This window comes from Desulfovibrio piger, assembly GCF_900116045.1.
Taxonomy (GTDB): Bacteria; Desulfobacterota; Desulfovibrionia; order Desulfovibrionales; family Desulfovibrionaceae; genus Desulfovibrio; species Desulfovibrio piger_A.
This window is the reverse complement of sequence record NZ_LT630450.1, coordinates 2,665,833-2,683,255: the sequence shown is the minus strand read 5'-3', so window position 1 is coordinate 2,683,255 and position 17,423 is coordinate 2,665,833. Positions and strand designations below refer to the sequence as shown.

At 55.3% G+C, this 17,423-nt stretch carries 15 protein-coding genes; all 15 read right to left on the bottom strand.

The window, feature by feature from the left end; all coding sequences use genetic code 11:
- Positions 1 to 164 precede the first annotated feature (164 nt).
- Positions 165 to 947, bottom strand: a complete 783-nt coding sequence (locus tag DESPIGER_RS11940; protein WP_197678008.1) for an ABC transporter ATP-binding protein — start codon at positions 945 to 947, stop codon at positions 165 to 167.
- A gap of 74 nt (positions 948 to 1,021) precedes the next feature.
- A complete protein-coding gene (locus tag DESPIGER_RS11935) occupies positions 1,022 to 1,834 on the bottom strand; it encodes an ABC transporter ATP-binding protein (protein ID WP_231927581.1) in 813 nt (270 codons plus the stop codon).
- Positions 1,831 to 2,676 carry a nickel/cobalt ABC transporter permease gene (gene opp1C, locus DESPIGER_RS11930; protein WP_072337248.1) on the bottom strand — a complete coding sequence of 282 codons (846 nt, stop codon included), beginning with the start codon at positions 2,674 to 2,676 and terminating at the stop codon, positions 1,831 to 1,833. Before opp1C ends, DESPIGER_RS11935 begins: the two co-directional genes overlap by 4 nt.
- Positions 2,673 to 3,614 (bottom strand): nickel/cobalt ABC transporter permease, encoded by a 942-nt coding sequence (opp1B, locus tag DESPIGER_RS11925; protein WP_197678007.1) that lies wholly within the window; start codon positions 3,612 to 3,614, stop codon positions 2,673 to 2,675. Before opp1B ends, opp1C begins: the two co-directional genes overlap by 4 nt.
- A gap of 59 nt (positions 3,615 to 3,673) precedes the next feature.
- Entirely contained in the window at positions 3,674 to 5,260 is a 1,587-nt protein-coding gene (gene nikA, locus DESPIGER_RS11920) for a nickel ABC transporter substrate-binding protein (protein ID WP_072337752.1), read from the bottom strand.
- A gap of 523 nt (positions 5,261 to 5,783) precedes the next feature.
- Positions 5,784 to 8,819 (bottom strand): type I restriction endonuclease subunit R, encoded by a 3,036-nt coding sequence (locus DESPIGER_RS11915; RefSeq protein ID WP_072337244.1) that lies wholly within the window; start codon positions 8,817 to 8,819, stop codon positions 5,784 to 5,786.
- Entirely contained in the window at positions 8,816 to 9,472 is a 657-nt protein-coding gene (locus tag DESPIGER_RS13210) for a restriction endonuclease subunit S (protein WP_197678006.1), read from the bottom strand. The genes DESPIGER_RS11915 and DESPIGER_RS13210 overlap by 4 nt, the downstream gene beginning before the upstream one ends.
- Positions 9,405 to 10,088 (bottom strand): restriction endonuclease subunit S, encoded by a 684-nt coding sequence (locus DESPIGER_RS13205; protein WP_197678005.1) that lies wholly within the window; start codon positions 10,086 to 10,088, stop codon positions 9,405 to 9,407. The genes DESPIGER_RS13210 and DESPIGER_RS13205 overlap by 68 nt, the downstream gene beginning before the upstream one ends.
- Positions 10,085 to 10,624 (bottom strand): protein adenylyltransferase Fic, encoded by a 540-nt coding sequence (gene fic, locus DESPIGER_RS11905; RefSeq protein ID WP_072337242.1) that lies wholly within the window; start codon positions 10,622 to 10,624, stop codon positions 10,085 to 10,087. The genes DESPIGER_RS13205 and fic overlap by 4 nt, the downstream gene beginning before the upstream one ends.
- A 4-nt stretch (positions 10,625 to 10,628) precedes the next feature.
- Complete coding sequence (locus DESPIGER_RS11900; protein WP_072337240.1) at positions 10,629 to 12,194, bottom strand: type I restriction-modification system subunit M; 1,566 nt, start codon at positions 12,192 to 12,194, stop codon at positions 10,629 to 10,631.
- A 156-nt stretch (positions 12,195 to 12,350) separates the two neighbouring features.
- Entirely contained in the window at positions 12,351 to 12,734 is a 384-nt protein-coding gene (locus DESPIGER_RS11895) for a protein MobC (RefSeq protein WP_072337238.1), read from the bottom strand.
- Between the two features lie 147 nt (positions 12,735 to 12,881).
- On the bottom strand, positions 12,882 to 14,048 hold the full coding sequence (gene mobV, locus DESPIGER_RS11890) for a MobV family relaxase (protein WP_231927579.1): 1,167 nt from the start codon (positions 14,046 to 14,048) through the stop codon (positions 12,882 to 12,884).
- Positions 14,049 to 14,270: 222 nt separating this feature from the next.
- Positions 14,271 to 16,052, bottom strand: coding sequence for an AAA family ATPase (locus tag DESPIGER_RS11885; protein ID WP_072337235.1), 1,782 nt, complete (start codon positions 16,050 to 16,052; stop codon positions 14,271 to 14,273).
- Entirely contained in the window at positions 16,045 to 16,263 is a 219-nt protein-coding gene (locus DESPIGER_RS11880; protein ID WP_072337233.1) for a helix-turn-helix transcriptional regulator, read from the bottom strand. The genes DESPIGER_RS11885 and DESPIGER_RS11880 overlap by 8 nt, the downstream gene beginning before the upstream one ends.
- A gap of 124 nt (positions 16,264 to 16,387) precedes the next feature.
- Positions 16,388 to 17,365, bottom strand: coding sequence for a hypothetical protein (locus DESPIGER_RS11875; protein ID WP_231927578.1), 978 nt, complete (start codon positions 17,363 to 17,365; stop codon positions 16,388 to 16,390).
- Positions 17,366 to 17,423 lie beyond the last annotated feature (58 nt).

Sequence of the window (17,423 nt, the reverse complement as noted above, 5' to 3'; positions counted from 1 at the left end):
TGCCGCGCGGGGATCGGCTGTCCCGGTCCTGGAATCCGCCCCTTTTCCCCACGGCACGATCATGCAGTCTTACCCGCCTCATGGCGGGATGCGGCCGGTCATCTTCCACCGGTACCGCGTCGTCAATCTGTGGTCTCTCCATGCCGTCCTGCCCGCAGGATGCGTTATGGCGGAGAGCCCTGCGTTCTGTCCCCCGTTCCGCGCGGCATTGTACCGTCGGCATCCTCCGCCCCGTCGCCCTCGTCACGGCTCCCGTCCCAGGCGGAGCGGAAGGGGACGACCGTTTCCAGCATCCGCCGCAAGCGCGGGCTGCGGGCGCTCCCCAGCCGCGATACCGGCAGATGCTCCGCACAGCGGCCCTGATCCAGGACCAGCAGACTGTCACAGACCAGCGTCGCGGCCTGCAGGTCATGGGTGATGAACAGGCAGGTCATGTCGTTGCGTATGTCCCGCAGCAGTTCCAGCACCTGTACCTGTACCGGGACATCCAGCGAGCTCACGGCCTCGTCCAGCACCAGGAAGGACGGCCGTGCGGCCAGTGCCCGGGCGATGCAGGCCCGCTGCACCTGCCCTCCGCTGAGTTCATGCGGCAGACGGCCGGCCAGCGAAGGGGAAAGCCCCACGCGCTCCAGCAGCCTGTCCACTTGGCGCCGCCGCTCCCGGCGGGAAAGGCGGCAGCCCGGCCCCAGCCCTTCGTCCACGACCTCCGCCAGCGTGAAGCCCGGATCGACCGAGGTCATATAGTCCTGAAAGACCACGGAGAGCCTGCCGCCCCGGGCCCGCCACTGCCGCAGGGGCAGGCCGTCCAGCAGCACGGTGCCGCGGTCGGGCCGCTCCAGCCCCAGCAGCAGGCGCGCCAGCGTGCTCTTGCCGCTGCCGCTCTCGCCCACAAGGCCGGTCATCCCGCCCCGCTCCAGACAGAAGTCCAGCCCCCGCAGCACGGGCATGGAGGGCCCTCCATGCGGGACAGTGTAGGATCTCCAGATATCCTGCACAGAAAGGAAGATGTCGCTGCCGGTCATCATCTGCCCCCCAGGGCCTGCCGGAAGCCCCGCCACAGGGCCAGCCGGGTACGTACCAGATGCCGGGTGCAGGCATGGCGCGGCGCATCGAAAAGCTGTGCCGCCCGCCCGTATTCGACGCAGCGCCCCGCCTGCATGACCAGCACGTCGTCGGCCAGCTGCTGCACCGCGCCAAGATCGTGCGAGACGAAGATCAGGGAGGCATCACGGGCCACGTCGGCCAGACAGCGCAGCACCTGCTGCTGATGGCAGGCATCCAGCGCCGAGGTGGGCTCGTCGGCCACCACCAGCGCGGGGCGCAGGGCCAGGGTCAGGGCGATCATGCAGCGTTGCAGCATGCCGCCGGACAGCTGATGCGGATAGCCGTGCAGGACGGTCTCCGGCAGCCCCACCCGTTGCAGGGCCTCACGGACGGCCTCACGGGCCCGGGACGCGGACAGCCCCGCCGTGTCCCGCAAGGTCCCCGCCAGCTGCTTTCCCAAAGGCCGGAGAGGATCGAAGGCCGTCATGGCCTGTTGCAGGATGACGGCCATGCCCGTGCCGCGCAGCTCCCGCCAGCCCGCGGGATCGAGACGGCCCAGGTCGCGGCCGTCGAAATGCAGCTGCCCGCTCCTGACCAGCCCGGACGGCAGCAGGCCCAGCAGGGCCCGGCAGAGCAGGCTCTTGCCGCTGCCGCTCTCGCCCACGATGCCCAGACAGTGCCCGCGTTGCAGCGAAAAACTCACGTCCCGTACCAGCGGCCTGCCGGACAGGCCCTCCGTGACGGAAACATGCCGCAGTTCCAGCAGCGGCACGGGATGTCCATGATTCACAGCACAGGCTCCTTGTGCAGGGCGTGCCTGGGGTCCAGGGCATCACGCAGGCTGTCGCCCAGATAATTGCAGGCCGCCACCACCAGCAGGATGGCCAGGCCGGGCGGCAGCATCTGCCACGGATACAGGACCATCACCTCGCGCGCCTCGCCCAGCATCATGCCCCATTCCGGGGTGGGCGGCTGCACGCCGAGCCCCAGGAAGGACAGGGCCGAGACCATCAGGATCACCGCGCCGGTATCCAGCGTGGCCAGGACGCTGATCTCCCCGGCAGCGCAGGGCAGCAGATGGCGCCGGATGATGTGGCCCGTGCCGTAGCCCGCCACGCGCGCGAAACGCACGAAGTCCCTGTCCGCGTAACGGAGGGTGACGGTCCGCATCATGCGCGCGTACCAGGGCCACTTGGCCACCACGCAGGCCAGCACCACGTTCTCCAGCCCCGGCCCCAGCATGCCCACGATGGCCAGCACCATGACCTCGCCGGGGAAGGAGAGCATCACGTCGCACAGGCGCATGACGCAGGCCTCCACCCGCCCGCGCACGAGGCCCGCCAGCATGCCCAGCAGGGCCCCCAGCGAGACCGTGGCCATCATGGCCAGCAGCGAGACGCCCAGCGTGGCCCGGGCCCCGTAGAGCAGGCGGGAAAAGATGTCGCGCCCCAGCCTGTCCGTGCCCAGCCAGTGTTCGGGCCCGCAGGGGGCCAGCTTGCGGCTGCCGTCCACGGCCAGCGGATCCCAGGGCGCCAGCCACGGGGCCAGCAGGGCCGCCAGCAGCACGGCGCCCAGGAACAGCAGGCAGGCCAGGCCCGCCCTGTCATGCAGCAATGCCCGCACGCACCTCATCGCAGCCCCCGTTCGCGCAGGCGCGGATCCAGCAGGGAGGCGCAGATGTCCATGCACAGGTTGCCGGCCACGAACAGCACGGCCATGAGCAGCACGTAGGCCTGGATGACGGGAAGATCCCGGTTGAAGATGGCCGTGACGCACAGGCGCCCCAGCCCGGGCCAGGCAAAGATGCACTCCACCACGAAACTGCCCGCCACCAGCTTGGGCAGGCTCATACCCAGGGCCGTGAGGCTGGCCTGCAGGGAATTGCGGAGCACCATGCGCAGGACGGCCCCCCGGCTGCGGCCGCAGGCCCGGGCATAGAGGACGAAGTCCTCCTGCGCTGTCCGCACCATGCTGTTGCGCAGCAGCCGGGCATAGGCGGCCAGATACGGCAGGGCCAGCGTCACGGCCGGGAGCACCAGCGAGGACGGCCCCTCAAGGCCGCCGGTGGGCAGCCAGTCCAGATGGACGGAGAACAGCCAGATCAGCAGCAGCCCCGCCCAGAAGGCCGGTACGGAGGTGCCCAGAAAAAGCAGGCCCCGCAGCAGGCGGTCCACCGCCCTGCCCTCATGCCGGACACAGACCAGGGCCACGGCCAGGCTGCATGCCAGCATGATGATCGCGGCCGTCCCAGCCAGCATCAGGGTGGGCGGCAGGGCCCGGGCCAGCTCCCCGACCACGGGCCGCCCGGTCACATAGCTCGTGCCCCAATCGCCCCGGAGCACACCCGCGAGCCAGCGCAGGTAGCGTTCCGGGAAGGGCCTGTCCAGCCCCAGCTGCGCGCGCACCTCGGCCAGCAGCTCCGGCGTGGGGGTCATGTCGTTGACCCGGATGGCCACCTCCGCCGGATCCCCGGGGCTGAGCTGGACGAGGACGAACGACAGGAACGATATCCCCAGCAAGAGCGGCACGAGCCCCGTCAGGCGACGCAACAGGCAATGCTTCATGTCCATCCTTCATCCCCGCCGGTGTCCTCCAGGCCATGCCCGCCGGAAACCGGGAACGGGACGCATCAAAAATACATCTTCCCGAAGGGGATCTCGTACTGCGACACGCCGAACGAGACGCCCTTGAGCTCCCGCACATGGACGGCCTTGGTCCGGGAATAGGTCAGCGGGATGTAGACGCCCTCGTCATGCACATAGCCGAGGACCTCCGCATACAGGGCCCTGCGGCGCTCCTCGTCCGTCTCGGTCATCAGGCGGGTGATGGCCGCGTCCAGCCATTCCTTGCGCTCCAGGCCCAGCTGGGCCTGATAGTCCCCGTGCGCCGGGATGCGCCACGAGGAAAGATAGGACTGCGGATCGTAGGGCGTGCCCCAGGACAGGGAGTACTGCAATTCAAAGTCGCCGCTCTTCTGGCGATCCAGAAAGGCCTGCTTCTCCTCGCCCACGATCTTCATCTCCACCCCGATCTTTTTCAGGTCCGCCTGCATGTGCTCGCCGATGCTGCGCTCCTGCGCGTTCTGCGCATTGTAGTACAGGCGCACGCCGGCCCTTTGCCCGTCCTTGTAGCGCCAGCCGTCGGCCGCCATGCGCCATCCGGCCCCGTCCAGCAGGCGGGCCGCCTTTTCGGGGTCATGGCCGCGCGCCTCCAGCGGCAGGTCGCAATAGGGCACCGTGGGGGCCAGCAGACTGGGGGCCACGGTCTCGGAACCGTTGAGGATGGTGGCGGCGATGCCTTCCCTGTCCACCGCGTACTGCAGGGCCAGGCGCACGTCCCGCTCCCGGGTGAAGGGCTGGTGCGCGTTGAGCAGTATGGCCCGCGAGGCGATGGGCTGGCTGATGGCCGCCGCATAGCGCCCTTCCCGGCGGATGGCGTCGAAATTGTCCAGGTTGAGCATGTCGCCATCGGCCCCGAACACCAGATCCACGTCCCCCTTGTGCAGGGCCAGCAGGATGGCCTGATGGTCGGGCATCACCTTCCAGCGCACGGCCTGCAGACGGGGCTTCTCGCCCCAGTAGGAGGCATTGGCCGTGAACAGGGCGTACTGGTTCTCCTTGTGTTCCTTCAGGATCCACGGGCCCGTGCCCGCAAGGCCGCGCACGCCGTCACGCGTCTGGCCGCCGATGAAGCAGGACGGCGAGATGAAGCGGAAGGGACGCAGCAGCCCCAGCTCGATGAGGGTGGGATAGTAGGGGTGCCTGAGTACCAGACGCCAGGTGTGGCTGTCCACGACTTCGTGACGCTCGATCTCGTTGATGAGGTCCAGCCAGGCGTGGCGCAGGCGGTTGGCGATGATGGCATCCATGTTCAGGCGGACGGCTTCGGCGTCGAAGGGCGCCCCGTCGCTGAAGGTCACACCACGGCGCAGATGGAAGGTATAGACGCGGCCGTCGGGCGAGATCTCCCAGCTTTCGGCCAGCCAGGGCCGGACACCTTCCGCCGTATTGATGACCAGAGGCTCGAAGACCATGCCCTGGGCCGCCATCTCGCCGCCGTACAGGTGCGGATTGATGTCCCGGATATCCTTGGTGCTGGCGTAGACCAGTTCGGTGCGCGGCGCAGCGGCCCTCTCCCCGTCCTGGTCCCGGCAGCCGGCCAGGAGAATCAGACCGCAGAGCAGCAGCCAGCACAACAGCAGTGTGCCCGTCCTCATTTTTTCCACAGGGACCTCCCCAAAGCAGGATGAGACCTTTTCACAAGGCGTGTTCCCCTAAACTGTAACACGACTTTAAAAAACATGCTACCTTTTTTCAGAGGAGGAGCGGGGGAGGGGCAGCCGTCGTCCGTCCGGGATGCCCGCATGCGGCGGCTGTTCTGATCGAAAAGACGGGATGGTCCCTGCAGGCCACGCGACCTTGCCCGAGGCAAGGCCAATTCCCCGTGGACACTCCCGCAAAGCATGTCCCAACCGAAAAAAAGGCACCTGCATCACTGCAGGTGCCTTGATCTCTTGTTGGCGTCCCCAAGGGGATAAAAATATTAATTTATCTATTTGATTTTACATATTATTATAAAAATATTTTTTAGGAGTACCTCCAAAAATACCCTCAAAATTAAAAATTTGTAAAATTTTTTCTTGGGCCTCTTTGGACACTACCCCTCTCACCGATGGAGACACACGGATAATCAAAAATTTCCATATGATAAAGTTGAATAATGGTTGTGCGAATGAAACATTACACAATGCCAATGTATTTTTCAAAAAACTCCTTTAGTCTATCTATAATCCCTTTTTTCTTTTCGCTGCTTTTTATGTCAAACGGATTACTCGGCGGCATGATTTTCTGAATATCCTCGCCTATCGTTTTCAGTTCGCCACTACGGAAGGCGTTATCCAGAAATTTTCTGGTTTCTTCCGGTTGCAGTTTTTCCCGTGCGATGAGGGCCTTTATATCAGCCTCACGGCGTTCATCAACATAGCGCCTCCAGTCCTCGCTCACAGAAGCGGAGACATTGATATCGGCAATAAAACCCTCAATGAGTTCTTTTTTGCTGCGCAGTTCAATACTTGAATTGATAGCTGTGCCGATGGACGCGAGGATGGTCTTGTCTTTGCCGTGGGAAGCGCGGTATTTTTCGACCAGCATCAGGATATAGTCGATATTGATTTCCACCTGCCGTACCAGTTCCATTTCAAAGACCACATCAGATGTAATGTCTTCCTTTTCCACCTTGCCGGGCCGATGTTTCTGATAGAGATCAAGATACATACTCTGATAGTCCTGCAACTGTCGCTCGGACAGAATTTCATTGCCCTTGAAATCGTCAAACGCTGTCAGAATATTCCGCATCCTCAGAATTGAACCAAAGAGCGCGATAAAATCTTTCTCGTCCTGCTCGCCGATGATAGACTGCTCAAGAGGAAAGCGCGTCAGCAGGTTTTCTATCAGTTCTTTATAGCCACTTGTATGTTTTGTATCACCATCTGATTTTTCCTCATCAAAACCATTATAGTAGTCTTCATACGTCTTCAGCAGTACGACACCGCCCGCATCCTTATTGCCGAACAGCGCAATGGCGTCATCCGTTTCCTTCTGCAAATCACGAAAACAGACGATATTGCCGAAGGTCTTGACCGAATTGAGAATGCGATTGGTGCGGGAATATGCCTGTATCAGGCTGTGGTATTTGAGATTTTTGTCCACCCACAGAGTATTAAGGGTTGTCGCGTCAAACCCAGTGAGAAACATGTTGACCACCACAAGGAGGTCAATCTCACGGTTTTTCATGCGCTGCGACAGGTCTTTATAGTAGTTCTGGAACTTGTCGGCCGATGTATCGTAGTTTGTGTTGAATGTTGTGTTGTAATCGGTAATGGCGGATTCCAGAAAATCGCGCGATGTGGCATCAAGACCGGCGGTATCAAAACTTTCATCGGCAATAGCATCTTCGGGATCGGCTTCGTTGGGATTGAAACTGAAGATAGTAGCTATGGTCATTTCCCGACGCAGTTCCGCCAGTTGCTTTTTCAATTCCTTGTAATAGGCGATAGCCATGGGAATGGAGCTGACGGCCAGGATGGAGTTAAATCCCGACACGCGCTGACCTTTCAGAGAGTAAAAGCTGTTGCGCTTGGTCTTCTGGTCAAAATGCTCGATAATGTATCTGACCACACCCGAGATACGCTCCGGTGCAGCAAGGGCCTTTTCAATATCAATGGCCTGAACTTTGTAATCCCTGACGTTTTCCGCCATCTTCACAGTATTGATGTAATCAATGCGGAACGGCAACACGTTGCCGTCATTAATGGCGTTGACGATGGTGTAGGTGTGCAGTTTATCGCCGAAAGCCTGTTCTGTGGTCTTTAACAAGGGATTACCGCCCGTTCCGGCATTGACCGCAAAAATGGGCGTACCGGTAAAACCGAACAGGTGGTACTGCCTGAATGCTTTGACAATGGCCGTGTGCAAATCGCCAAACTGGGAACGGTGGCATTCGTCAAAAATAAGTACGATACGCTGCTGGAAAACGGGATGTTTGGGGTTGCGCCTAATGAAAATGCCCAGCTTTTGAATAGTCGTGATGATGATATGGCAGCCGGAATCTTCCAGTTGCCGTGTCAGTACGGAAACGGAATTGTTGCCGTTGGCCGCGCCTTTTTCAAAGCGGTCGTACTCCTTGATGGTCTGGTAATCCAAATCTTTGCGGTCAACCACAAAAAGCACCTTGTCCACATAGGGAAGGCGTGTGGCAAGCTGGGCCGTCTTGAAGGAAGTCAGCGTTTTACCGGAACCCGTGGTGTGCCAGATATAGCCTCCGCCTTCCACGCTTCCCGCTTTTTTATAGTTGTGGGCTATTTCCAGTCGTTGCAAAATACGCTCGGTGGCCGTTATTTGATAAGGACGCATTACCAGCAGCATTTTTTCGGTAGTTAACACACAGAACCGGGTAAGGATATTCAGCAGGGTATGGCGGGCAAAGAATGTCTTGGTAAAGTCCACAAGATCAGCAATGACGGTATTGTTGCCGTCCGCCCAATAGGAAGTGAACTCGAAAGAGTTGCTGGTCTTTTTGCTCTTGCGCCTACCGCTGTTATTCTGTTCCCTGACGTGAGCCTCCCGGGTGGTATTGGAATAATATTTGGTATGCGTACCATTGGAAATGACGAATATCTGTACATATTCATACAGCCCGGACCCGGCCCAGAAGCTGTCACGCTGATAGCGCTTTATCTGGTTAAAAGCTTCCCGGATGGGCACCCCTCGGCGCTTCAACTCCACATGCGCCAAAGGCAGGCCATTGACCAGAATAGTCACGTCATACCGTGTCTGATAGGTTCCCGCACTCTCTTCATACTGATTGATGACCTGAAGACGGTTGTTGTGAATGTTTTTCTTGTCCAGCAGCGTGATATTTTTTGTTGTACGGTCATCTCTGGTCAGGTTGATGACACAATCTTCCTGAATGCGACGTGTCTTTTCCTCAATGCCTTCATTGGCATTGGCAAGGTGCTGCGTAAAGAAGCGTCGCCACTCCTGGTCAGAAAAAGTATAGTTGTTGAGCAATTCCAACTGGCGGCGCAGGTTGTCCACAAGTGCGGCTTCATTGTGTACAGACAAATATTCATAGCCCTGCGAACACAGTTGGCGGATGAATTCTTTCTCCAGATCCGCTTCGCTCTGATAGGCGTCGGAACGAATTCTGGAGGGAGTATATTCGGCTACAACCGTGCTTTCCGGGCATTGCGCCACCATGTTGAAACGGGTCGTCATACGGCTTCCTTGAAAGTCAGCAGCTTGTCGCGGTAATATTCATACTGCTTTTTACGCGCCTCAATTTCCGCGGGCAGGCCGCTGGTCAGGTCATTACAAAGAGCATCAAAACGGTCGAGGATGGAAACGATGCGGGCTTGTTCGGCAAGAGGGGGAACGGGAATGGGATAATTGCAAATCCTACCCACATTCAAATCCTCACGCGCTCCTTGTCCAAGAGCCTTCAAATTTTCATACTGACTGCTAATCCAATAGAAAACATACCTATACAGCGCAATATTTGAATTAATCTCAAGGTTACAGCAATGCTGATTTGTTGTCAGAGGAATTTTATTGACAGCACATCTTGCGGCTGAGGCTCCTGAAATTGCCACAATTACACAGTTCTTCGGTATCCATTTCGCGGATGAGTTATCAAGACCTGCCTGTGAAATAGCCATCTCTGTCTTGGTAATATTACAGAATTTGACTTCTTGTGTCCGAAGCCAAGGAATATCTCCATTGTAGTAACTACTTTTCGACTTCAACGGAGTTCCTCCAGATGAAATATTTTTACAGACATCTTTAATCCGTTTCCACAGGATACTATTTACCGCTGTCTGTCTGTCTGTCTGTCTGTCTGTCTGTCTGGGAGGTCGCCCCTCTCTTATCAAATGTCAAGAGGTAATCTCTGTAATATTGATATTGCTGCTTTCTTTTGTTAAGCTCTGCGGTAAGCTCTGCGGTAAGCTCTGCGAAATTGTCTAATATCCTTACTATCTCTTCCTGAACTGGAAGTGGGGGGACGGGGATTAAGATTTTTTGTATGGACGGAACACTTGAATGAACTACTTTACTTTTTACCTTTCCCTTGCTTTTTTGAGATTGAGCAGACTTTGTTGATAACGCATAACTGAGATACTTAGGATTTTGACTATGTTTCATTACAACGATATCACCACCGGCAAGGCATCTTTCATTTCCTATATATACACATGATTTTGCAATATCTTCAACATTTTCACCTGTAATTGCAAAAAGAACATCTCCATATTCAAAATATTTTTTATTCAAAATAAGTGATTCATCGGTAAATGAAACACATTTGTCAAACCAAATATCATATGTCGTATAAATTTCACCGTATCTTACACAAGGAATCCCTTGATCTCGAATTTGGTCTCGTGTAATACCAGATCCTCTATAAATAGATAAAGCAATCTCCCCGAGAGATTTATATTCCACCCCATTGGGGCACAACTCCGTAATAAGTTCTTCAAGTCTGCTCATTTTCTGTACCCTTCATAATAATAGGACTGCTCGATTCCCTTGAAGATAACTTCACGGTCGTTGACTTTATCCGTCAGATGGGGCTGGATAAGCGCACGCAACTCCAAATCATTCACTGGGCTGCGCTCCATGGCCTGAAGATAGGCATCCCTGTCTATCCGCTGCCAGTCCACCACCCTGCCCAAGTTCTTCTTCAGCATCATATCCAGCCAAATGCGTGTAGCGCGGCCGTTTCCTTCCCGGAAGGGATGGGCAATGTTCATCTCCACATATTTGGCGATGATTTCTTCAAAGGCCGTTTCCGGCATTTTTTCGATAACAGCCAGAATTTCTTTCAGGTACAGACAGTTGGCAAAGCGAAAGTTGCCCTTGGCGATATTGACGGTGCGTATCTGCCCGGCAAAGTCGTACAGACCGTCAAAAAGCCAGGCATGTATTTGTTGCAGGCCTTTTGTCGTGCCCACTTCCATACGGTCAATGTCGCCGCTTTCGAACAGACGCTGCGCGTTGGCAAGGCTGCGTTCATCAATATTCATGGCGTCAGCTCTCTATTTCGGCGATGATTTTGTCAATTTCAGCGCGAAGCACGGCTTCACGCGCCACGATCTCTTCAATCTGCCTGTTGAGCTGGCGAATATCTATGACTTCGCGCCTGTCTTCCTGCTCCACATAGGTGCTAACAGAAAGATTATAGCCCTGAGCCTCGATTTCGGCGCTGGGGACGACTCTGGCAAAGTGTTTTTCGTCCTTTCTGCTGATAAAGGCATCAAGAATCTTCCCGGTATTGGCGTCCGTCAGCTTGTTGGAATTGGTTGCCTTCACGCACTCGGCAGAAGCGTTAATGAACAGGACGGTATTATCCTTCTTGCCCTTTTTCAGCACCATGATACAGGTAGCGATGGTCGTCCCGAAAAAGAGGTTGTCCGGCAACTGAATGACGCAATCCACATAGTTATTGTCTACGAGGTACTTGCGGATCTTTCCTTCCTTGCCGCCCCGGTACATGACGCCGGGAAAACAGACAATGGCCGCCGTACCGTCAGCGGACAACCACGACAGGGCATGGAGAATAAAGGCGAGGTCGGCCTTGGATTTCGGCGCAAGCACTCCGGCGGGAGCAAAACGAGGGTCATTGATGAGAACCGGATTATCTTCCCCAGCCCATTTGATGGAATACGGAGGATTGGAAACAATAGCCTGAAACGGTTCATCATCCCAGTGTTGCGGATCGGTCAGCGTGTCACCAAGGGCGATGTCGAACTTGTCATATCCCACATCATGCAGGAACATATTGATTCGGCAAAGGTTGTACGTCGTAATATTGATCTCCTGACCAAAAAATCCGTCACGCACGTTTTCCGTGCCAAGTATCTTGGCGAATTTCAGCAACAGGGAACCGGAGCCGCAGGCCGGGTCATAAACCTTGTTGACCGTTGTTTTGCCGACGGTGGTTATTCTGGCAAGAAGCTCCGAAACCTCCTGCGGCGTATAATATTCCCCGCCGCTTTTACCCGCATTGGAAGCATACATGCCCATGAGGAATTCATAGGCATCGCCGAAAGCATCAATGGTATTGTCCTGATAATTGCTGCCGAGATTCATGCCCTGAACGCCTTGCAGCAGTTTGACCAGCTTTTCATTGCGTTTGGCTACGGTATCGCCCAGTTTTTTGCTGTTGACGTCCATATCGTCAAACAGACCTTTAAAATTGTCTTCGCTTTCCGAACCGGAGGCGGATTCCTCTATATGCTTGAATGTCTTTTCCAGCGTTTCATTCAGATTGTCGTCCTGTGCGGCATTCCGGCAGACATTGGCAAAAAGTTCACTCGGCAGAATGAAAAAGCCCTTGGTGGAGACCATTTCCCGACGGGCTGTTTCCGCTTTCTCATCGGGCATATTTGCGTAGTCAAAACCGTCGAACCCAGCATCCGCCATCCTCTTGTTGAGATAGACCGTCAGATTTTCGGAAATATACCGGTAGAACAGCATCCCCAGGACATACTGCTTGAAGTCCCAGCCATCGACGCTTCCACGAAGGTCATTGGCGATGTTCCATATGGCGCGGTGAAGTTCCGCGCGTTCCTGCTCTTTTCTGTTGTCGGCCATCTACAAATATCTCCTGATAGCGGGGAATGCGATTTCTCCGAAAATATCAAGAGATAGGTCAATTTTCAATCGCTTTACAGTCTGGTGAAAAACAGGGAGGCAATCCGCAAATCGCCTCCCATGTCGCTGTCTTGGGAATACTTCCTGTTGATAACATTATAACTCTTCGTCAGGGATGTCCGGCTGAACAAATCCACCTCCGCATCTGTCCGATTCGCGGATGCAGGCAGAGGGCGTGGAAGCCGCCGTTTTCTTCAAGGCGGGGCGGGGTGTGTCTCTCTTCTTTTCTTTCCGGCGTCTGAACTCGCTCAGGTATTTGGCGAGGGTCGGAGCCTTCACTTCAATGCCTTTTTCGTGCAGGCGCTCGACAATCTCCTGTGTGCCGAAACCGCGCTTCTTCATACGCTCCAGTGTCGGTGCCAGAGCAAAGACTGCTTCCTTTACGGACATGGTTCGATTCCCGTCCAGTGTGACGGAAGCGGGTTTAAGAGCAGCAAATTCCTGTCTGATTTCCTTCAATTGTGTTGTGGTGATGGTCATGATGGTTCTCCTCTGACTCGTTGGAGCTATGCCCCGGATGGGTATTTTGTCTTTTCCGGTCAAGCGGGACGCTTGCCCACTGGCTTCACGTCAGTGAAGCATAGTGGGCTATATCTTCGGCCTGTGCGAAGATTCCCTCCCGACGCCTTACCTCATTCTCATGCCACGGGCGAAGTGCGCCTGCCGACGCTCCCTGTCCCGCGCCTCCTGCGTCTGCCGCTGCCGTTCCTCTTCCTGCTGCCGTTGGAGCTGTTCGGCACGCTTGCGCTCCACGAACTCGATATGCAGCGGACGGATTTCCGGCAGAAGCAAAAATTCCCGATAGCCTGCCATGATTCTCTTCATTTTCTTCAACTGAGTTTCCAGCACCTCTTTTTCCTCATGGTTATGTTTCCTGTGAGCCGTGTATTCCGCTTCAAGCCGAATCTGTTTCTGACGTAACGTTTCCACTTCCTGTTGCAGACTTTCTTTCTGCTTCTGAACAAGATGTTTGACGGCAAGCGCCTTTTTCAGCTCTCCAATAATGGATGAGGCTTTCTCAAGCACGGACGGATAATTAAAAAGAGAGGCTTTCGGTAGAGAGGAATCTTCCTGAAGAAACTTTTCCGTCTCCTCAGCCTGCCGTTCATACTCCTCTATGCTCTTTCTCAACTCTTCTTCACGCTGTTCCAATGAGCTGATAAACTGTCGTGAGTTTCGTGTGGCCTCTTCGGATTCCTGAATCAGTTTCTTCAATGCTTCCTGTTGCTGCTTGAATTCGCGGGTATCCAGATGCTTTTTCACGGAACCAGGTGTCTGTTCCACGCCGCGCTCAATGACGAAGCCCCGGCTTTGCAGATAGGCGGGAAGCTCGGATTGCAGTTTCCGCAGACTCTGGCGGGTATAAATTTTATTGGCGTTGAGCCTCCCGTCCGGCGTCACCGGTACATGAAGAAAGTGCATGTGCGGCGTCTTTTCATCCATGTGGACCATTGCGGAAATGACATTCTCCGCGCCCACAAACTCCGTGAGAAAGGCTTTGCTCTCCTCAAAGAAACGCCTTGTATCCTCCGGCGTGAGCCTGTCAAAAAACGCCTTGTCCGAAGTGACGATAAGCCCGCACATGCGTACGGCATCCTTTCTTACGGATTTGACCAGCAGGAGGTCGTCAATACGATTCTGAATGCCTTCGGCATAGTTCGATGCTGCGGCTTCGTGCAGCTCGTAGTTCGCCGCGCTTCTGTCGTAGTCAATATCGGGGTTGCTGTGGCTCTCCCGCTCCCGCCGGTTGTGGCTCTGGATGCCGCGTATGGCCTCCTTCTTGAATTTGTCCATGTGGAGTACGAGATAGGACATGGCAATACTTCCTTGTATCAATGGATGTCCCGTTCTTTCTGTGACAGGAATGCGGAACACTTTTTCAGTTTACGCGGGACAAGAATTGAAAATCTGTTCGGATTTGGCTGGACTTCATGGGATGACAGATACGATGAATATTGCAGGTGTCCCGCTGTACCGGTGCTTAGGCAGCGGTACAGCGGGACACCTGGAAAATGGTCAAGCGAGACCTTCCAGTTTTCTTTTCAATCTGTGGACAGACGATTTTGATTTTCCCATTTCCTCGGCGCAGTCACGAATGCTGTATCCCTCGCCGAGCAGCCTTTTCAATTCCTCCAGTTCCACATCTTCAATGTCCCGAACCCGCCAATGCAGGGCATTGCCTTCGGTAATCAGGTTGGCCTCAAAGGGTTTGGCGTCATCGCCCAATATGCCCCGCGCCTTGGTCAGGTGAACTTCAAAACGTGCGCCTTCGGCCATGCTGTATTCCCTGGGCCTGCGCAGACTGATCACCGTGTCCATAATGTCTTCTCTGGCGCTGGTGCCGCGCTGGTCGCCGGATTTTCCGGCATGATGGATAAGCAGGACGGTCATCCCTCTGCGGCGTAATTCCAGCAACCACGCCTGCATGGTCTGCCAGGACTGAGACTCGTTTTCCTTGCCGGTGCGGCACAAGGTTGCAATGTTGTCCAGCACAACCATGTTTACGTCTTTCAGAAACGGCTCAATCATGGTCTGTCCGCTGGCTGTGGACAAATCCGGCATGGGGCAGGGCTGTAGATCCGGTGTGATGAGCGCCATGTTTTTCAACGTATGCGGAGGAACAGACATGCCGTTGACAAGAGCGGAAAGACGGTTCTGCATAGACGTGGCGGGCATTTCCCCATCCACATACAGCGTTCGCTTGGGCATCGGCGCACGCCAGTTGAACACGGCTCCGCCGGAAGCCACCGCAACGGCGATGCTCAACGCGGCGAATGTCTTGCCTATACCGCGCGGAGCGTACAGGATGCCTATGCCCTGTACCGGAAGAACGGGCGATAAAAGATACCCCCGTTCAGGTATGGACATGGAAAGAAATTCGCCCATGTCCAGAGCGATAAGACCTTGCTGTTTGATCAGCGCCGTTTCCAGTTGCGAACGGACGGCCTCAATGCCTTCTATCTGGTGAAGGTCATTAAAATCCGTACCGTTGGCGTCGGTGAAGTGGGGAAACAGAAGTTGAGCGTTTGCAAGTCCGGCTGCCTCTTCCCCCTTCCTGAGTCCTGCTTCGTCATTGTCGCCGCAAATGATGATTGTCTTGTCCGGCAATCGTTCTTTCACCGTCTTGGCCACTCTCGCGAGATTGTTTGCGGAAAAGGCCACATAAACCGTCCAGCCTGTGGCAAGATGGATACTTGTGCCCGTAGCAAACCCCTCACAAACGGCAACAGGCTTTTCCGGCTGCCCCTGAATGATGAATTGTCCTCCAGATACCTTGCCGCCCACAAGAAAACGTTTTGTTCCATCGGGATAGATGCGTTGCAGACTTTGCAGATTGTGTGCGGCATCCATAACAGGAACAAGCAGGGAACCGTCTCGTGCCTGCCGTATGCCTTCCAAAGCTGTAATGCCCTTGCTGCACAGATAAGGATGGTTGGCATCGCACCTACGCGCAGAGTTCCATTCCTGTCTGGCCAGTTGAGCCGCTTCAGCATGGCGTTCGGTATATTCCGCTTCGCGTTGCCGCTGTATGGAGTGTTGACGCTCCCGCCATGCGGATATTTCCGCACTTGAAAGTGTCTGTTTTGCTTCGGCGCAAAACGTGCCCTGTTCTCCGTTTTCCCAGTTGCACCACCAAAGCGTCGCAGGGGTATCGACATGCGCGATATATGCACCGTTTTGTTTGTGCGGTTTGGTCTGGGTAGGACAACGATGCAAGTTCCCGTCCGCCATGATTTCGGCCGGAATCAATCCCTTGTCGGTCAGGATGTCCCGAAAGGTTTGCAGGGGATTATTCATGATTCTCTCCCTGACGGCCAAGGCTTTCGATAAATACGGCAATGTCCTCCGCCCGCCAGACTGTTGTTCTGGGACCGAGCTTCACGGGTTTGGGATAACGTCCGGTGCGACACCCTTCCCACCATGCGCTCTTGCTTATGGGAATCATGTTGAGAACCTGAGGAAGACGCAAAAGGCCGTGAGCGGGGATGGACGGTTGATGCTGTTTCATAAAAAAATCTCCTGAATCTGGTTGGATTTCAGGAGACTCTGGCACACGTCCGAAGATTCCCGTGAGGGAATCGGACGGGAAAATGACGGGAAAATCTAAAAAATACGGGAAAATGGCAAGCTGGTCATTCCTTGACTATGGAGTATGCATCTGCTTCCTTGAGGAGCATATCCATCAAATTGCGATAGGATTTGTCGTCCCTGTACTCTTTGCCCGCAAGCAAGCGCCCCACATGCGTCTTTCTGCCCTGCGGAGTTTTGTGACTGGTCTCGGATTTTTGAGGACCACACCAATACAGGAGAACATAAGCGATGACTGAAAGAGGATACTTTTCTTTCATGGCGTCACGGACGGCGGCGTCCGGTCTCCCTTCCCAAAAGGCTCTGGGAATACGAAAAACGAATTTGCCATCATGCGGTGCCCTTTCACACAGGGGAACTGCCACCGCTTTGTCGGCAACGGAAGATTCTGGCGAAGCTGTCCGTAAAACGGCCTCCACAAGGGCACGGGTGATGCCTTTCACTTCTCGGCGTAAGGGGTAATAACGGAGATATCTTATAGCAACGTTCCTATCCACCATTATGGTATCGGCAAAGATATGCGCAATGAAGTGATAACTTGAGGCGGGAATGGAGAATATCGGTTTCTCAAAGAGAGGCGAGTCCGGTGAATACTGCGCGAAGATGTCTTCTGTGCTCAGTATTTTCAAACTGCTGAACAGAAATTCTCGTTCCTCGGGAAAGACAGACGCCGTATCTTCAAAGGATTCTTCAAGAATGACATTCAACCCATATTGTAGGGAGGTAACAGGAACAAGCGTTGATATCTTTCTGAAAAATTCCATCACATCAAAGCCAAGCAGATATGTCTGAATGCCCGCCCCCAGTTCCGGCACTGAAGGAAATTCCGGCATCTGCGTTCCATATGCGACATGATTGCCCGCAACAAATGCCTGCCAGCAATTTTCATAGGTCGTGTGCCATAGCCCCAGAGGCTGAACGGCGTCAGGCCAGAGTGCCTGGGCAAGCATTTCACCTTCTCTGACTGTCAGGCCATACGCCTGCCGCACTCTGCCTATGGTTATGTTCTGTCGGTCTGTCATGGAGGAAAGGATACCCTGTCGCCCAAAAATGGACAATAAAAAACAGCGGCAGGGATAG

What these genes read in the sequence shown, in the direction of transcription:
- DESPIGER_RS11940 (WP_197678008.1), bottom strand. Translation starts at nt 947, where the DNA reads ATGCCCGTGCTGCGGGGGCTGGACTTCTGTCTGGAGCGGGGCGGGATG.
- opp1C (WP_072337248.1), bottom strand. Translation starts at nt 2,676, where the DNA reads ATGAGGTGCGTGCGGGCATTGCTGCATGACAGGGCGGGCCTGGCCTGC.
- opp1B (WP_197678007.1), bottom strand. Translation starts at nt 3,614, where the DNA reads ATGGACATGAAGCATTGCCTGTTGCGTCGCCTGACGGGGCTCGTGCCG.
- nikA (WP_072337752.1), bottom strand. Translation starts at nt 5,260, where the DNA reads ATGAGGACGGGCACACTGCTGTTGTGCTGGCTGCTGCTCTGCGGTCTG.
- DESPIGER_RS11915 (WP_072337244.1), bottom strand. Translation starts at nt 8,819, where the DNA reads ATGACGACCCGTTTCAACATGGTGGCGCAATGCCCGGAAAGCACGGTT.
- DESPIGER_RS13205 (WP_197678005.1), bottom strand. Translation starts at nt 10,088, where the DNA reads ATGAGCAGACTTGAAGAACTTATTACGGAGTTGTGCCCCAATGGGGTG.
- fic (WP_072337242.1), bottom strand. Translation starts at nt 10,624, where the DNA reads ATGAATATTGATGAACGCAGCCTTGCCAACGCGCAGCGTCTGTTCGAA.
- DESPIGER_RS11900 (WP_072337240.1), bottom strand. Translation starts at nt 12,194, where the DNA reads ATGGCCGACAACAGAAAAGAGCAGGAACGCGCGGAACTTCACCGCGCC.
- DESPIGER_RS11895 (WP_072337238.1), bottom strand. Translation starts at nt 12,734, where the DNA reads ATGACCATCACCACAACACAATTGAAGGAAATCAGACAGGAATTTGCT.
- mobV (WP_231927579.1), bottom strand. Translation starts at nt 14,048, where the DNA reads ATGGACAAATTCAAGAAGGAGGCCATACGCGGCATCCAGAGCCACAAC.
- DESPIGER_RS11885 (WP_072337235.1), bottom strand. Translation starts at nt 16,052, where the DNA reads ATGAATAATCCCCTGCAAACCTTTCGGGACATCCTGACCGACAAGGGA.
- DESPIGER_RS11880 (WP_072337233.1), bottom strand. Translation starts at nt 16,263, where the DNA reads ATGAAACAGCATCAACCGTCCATCCCCGCTCACGGCCTTTTGCGTCTT.
- DESPIGER_RS11875 (WP_231927578.1), bottom strand. Translation starts at nt 17,365, where the DNA reads ATGACAGACCGACAGAACATAACCATAGGCAGAGTGCGGCAGGCGTAT.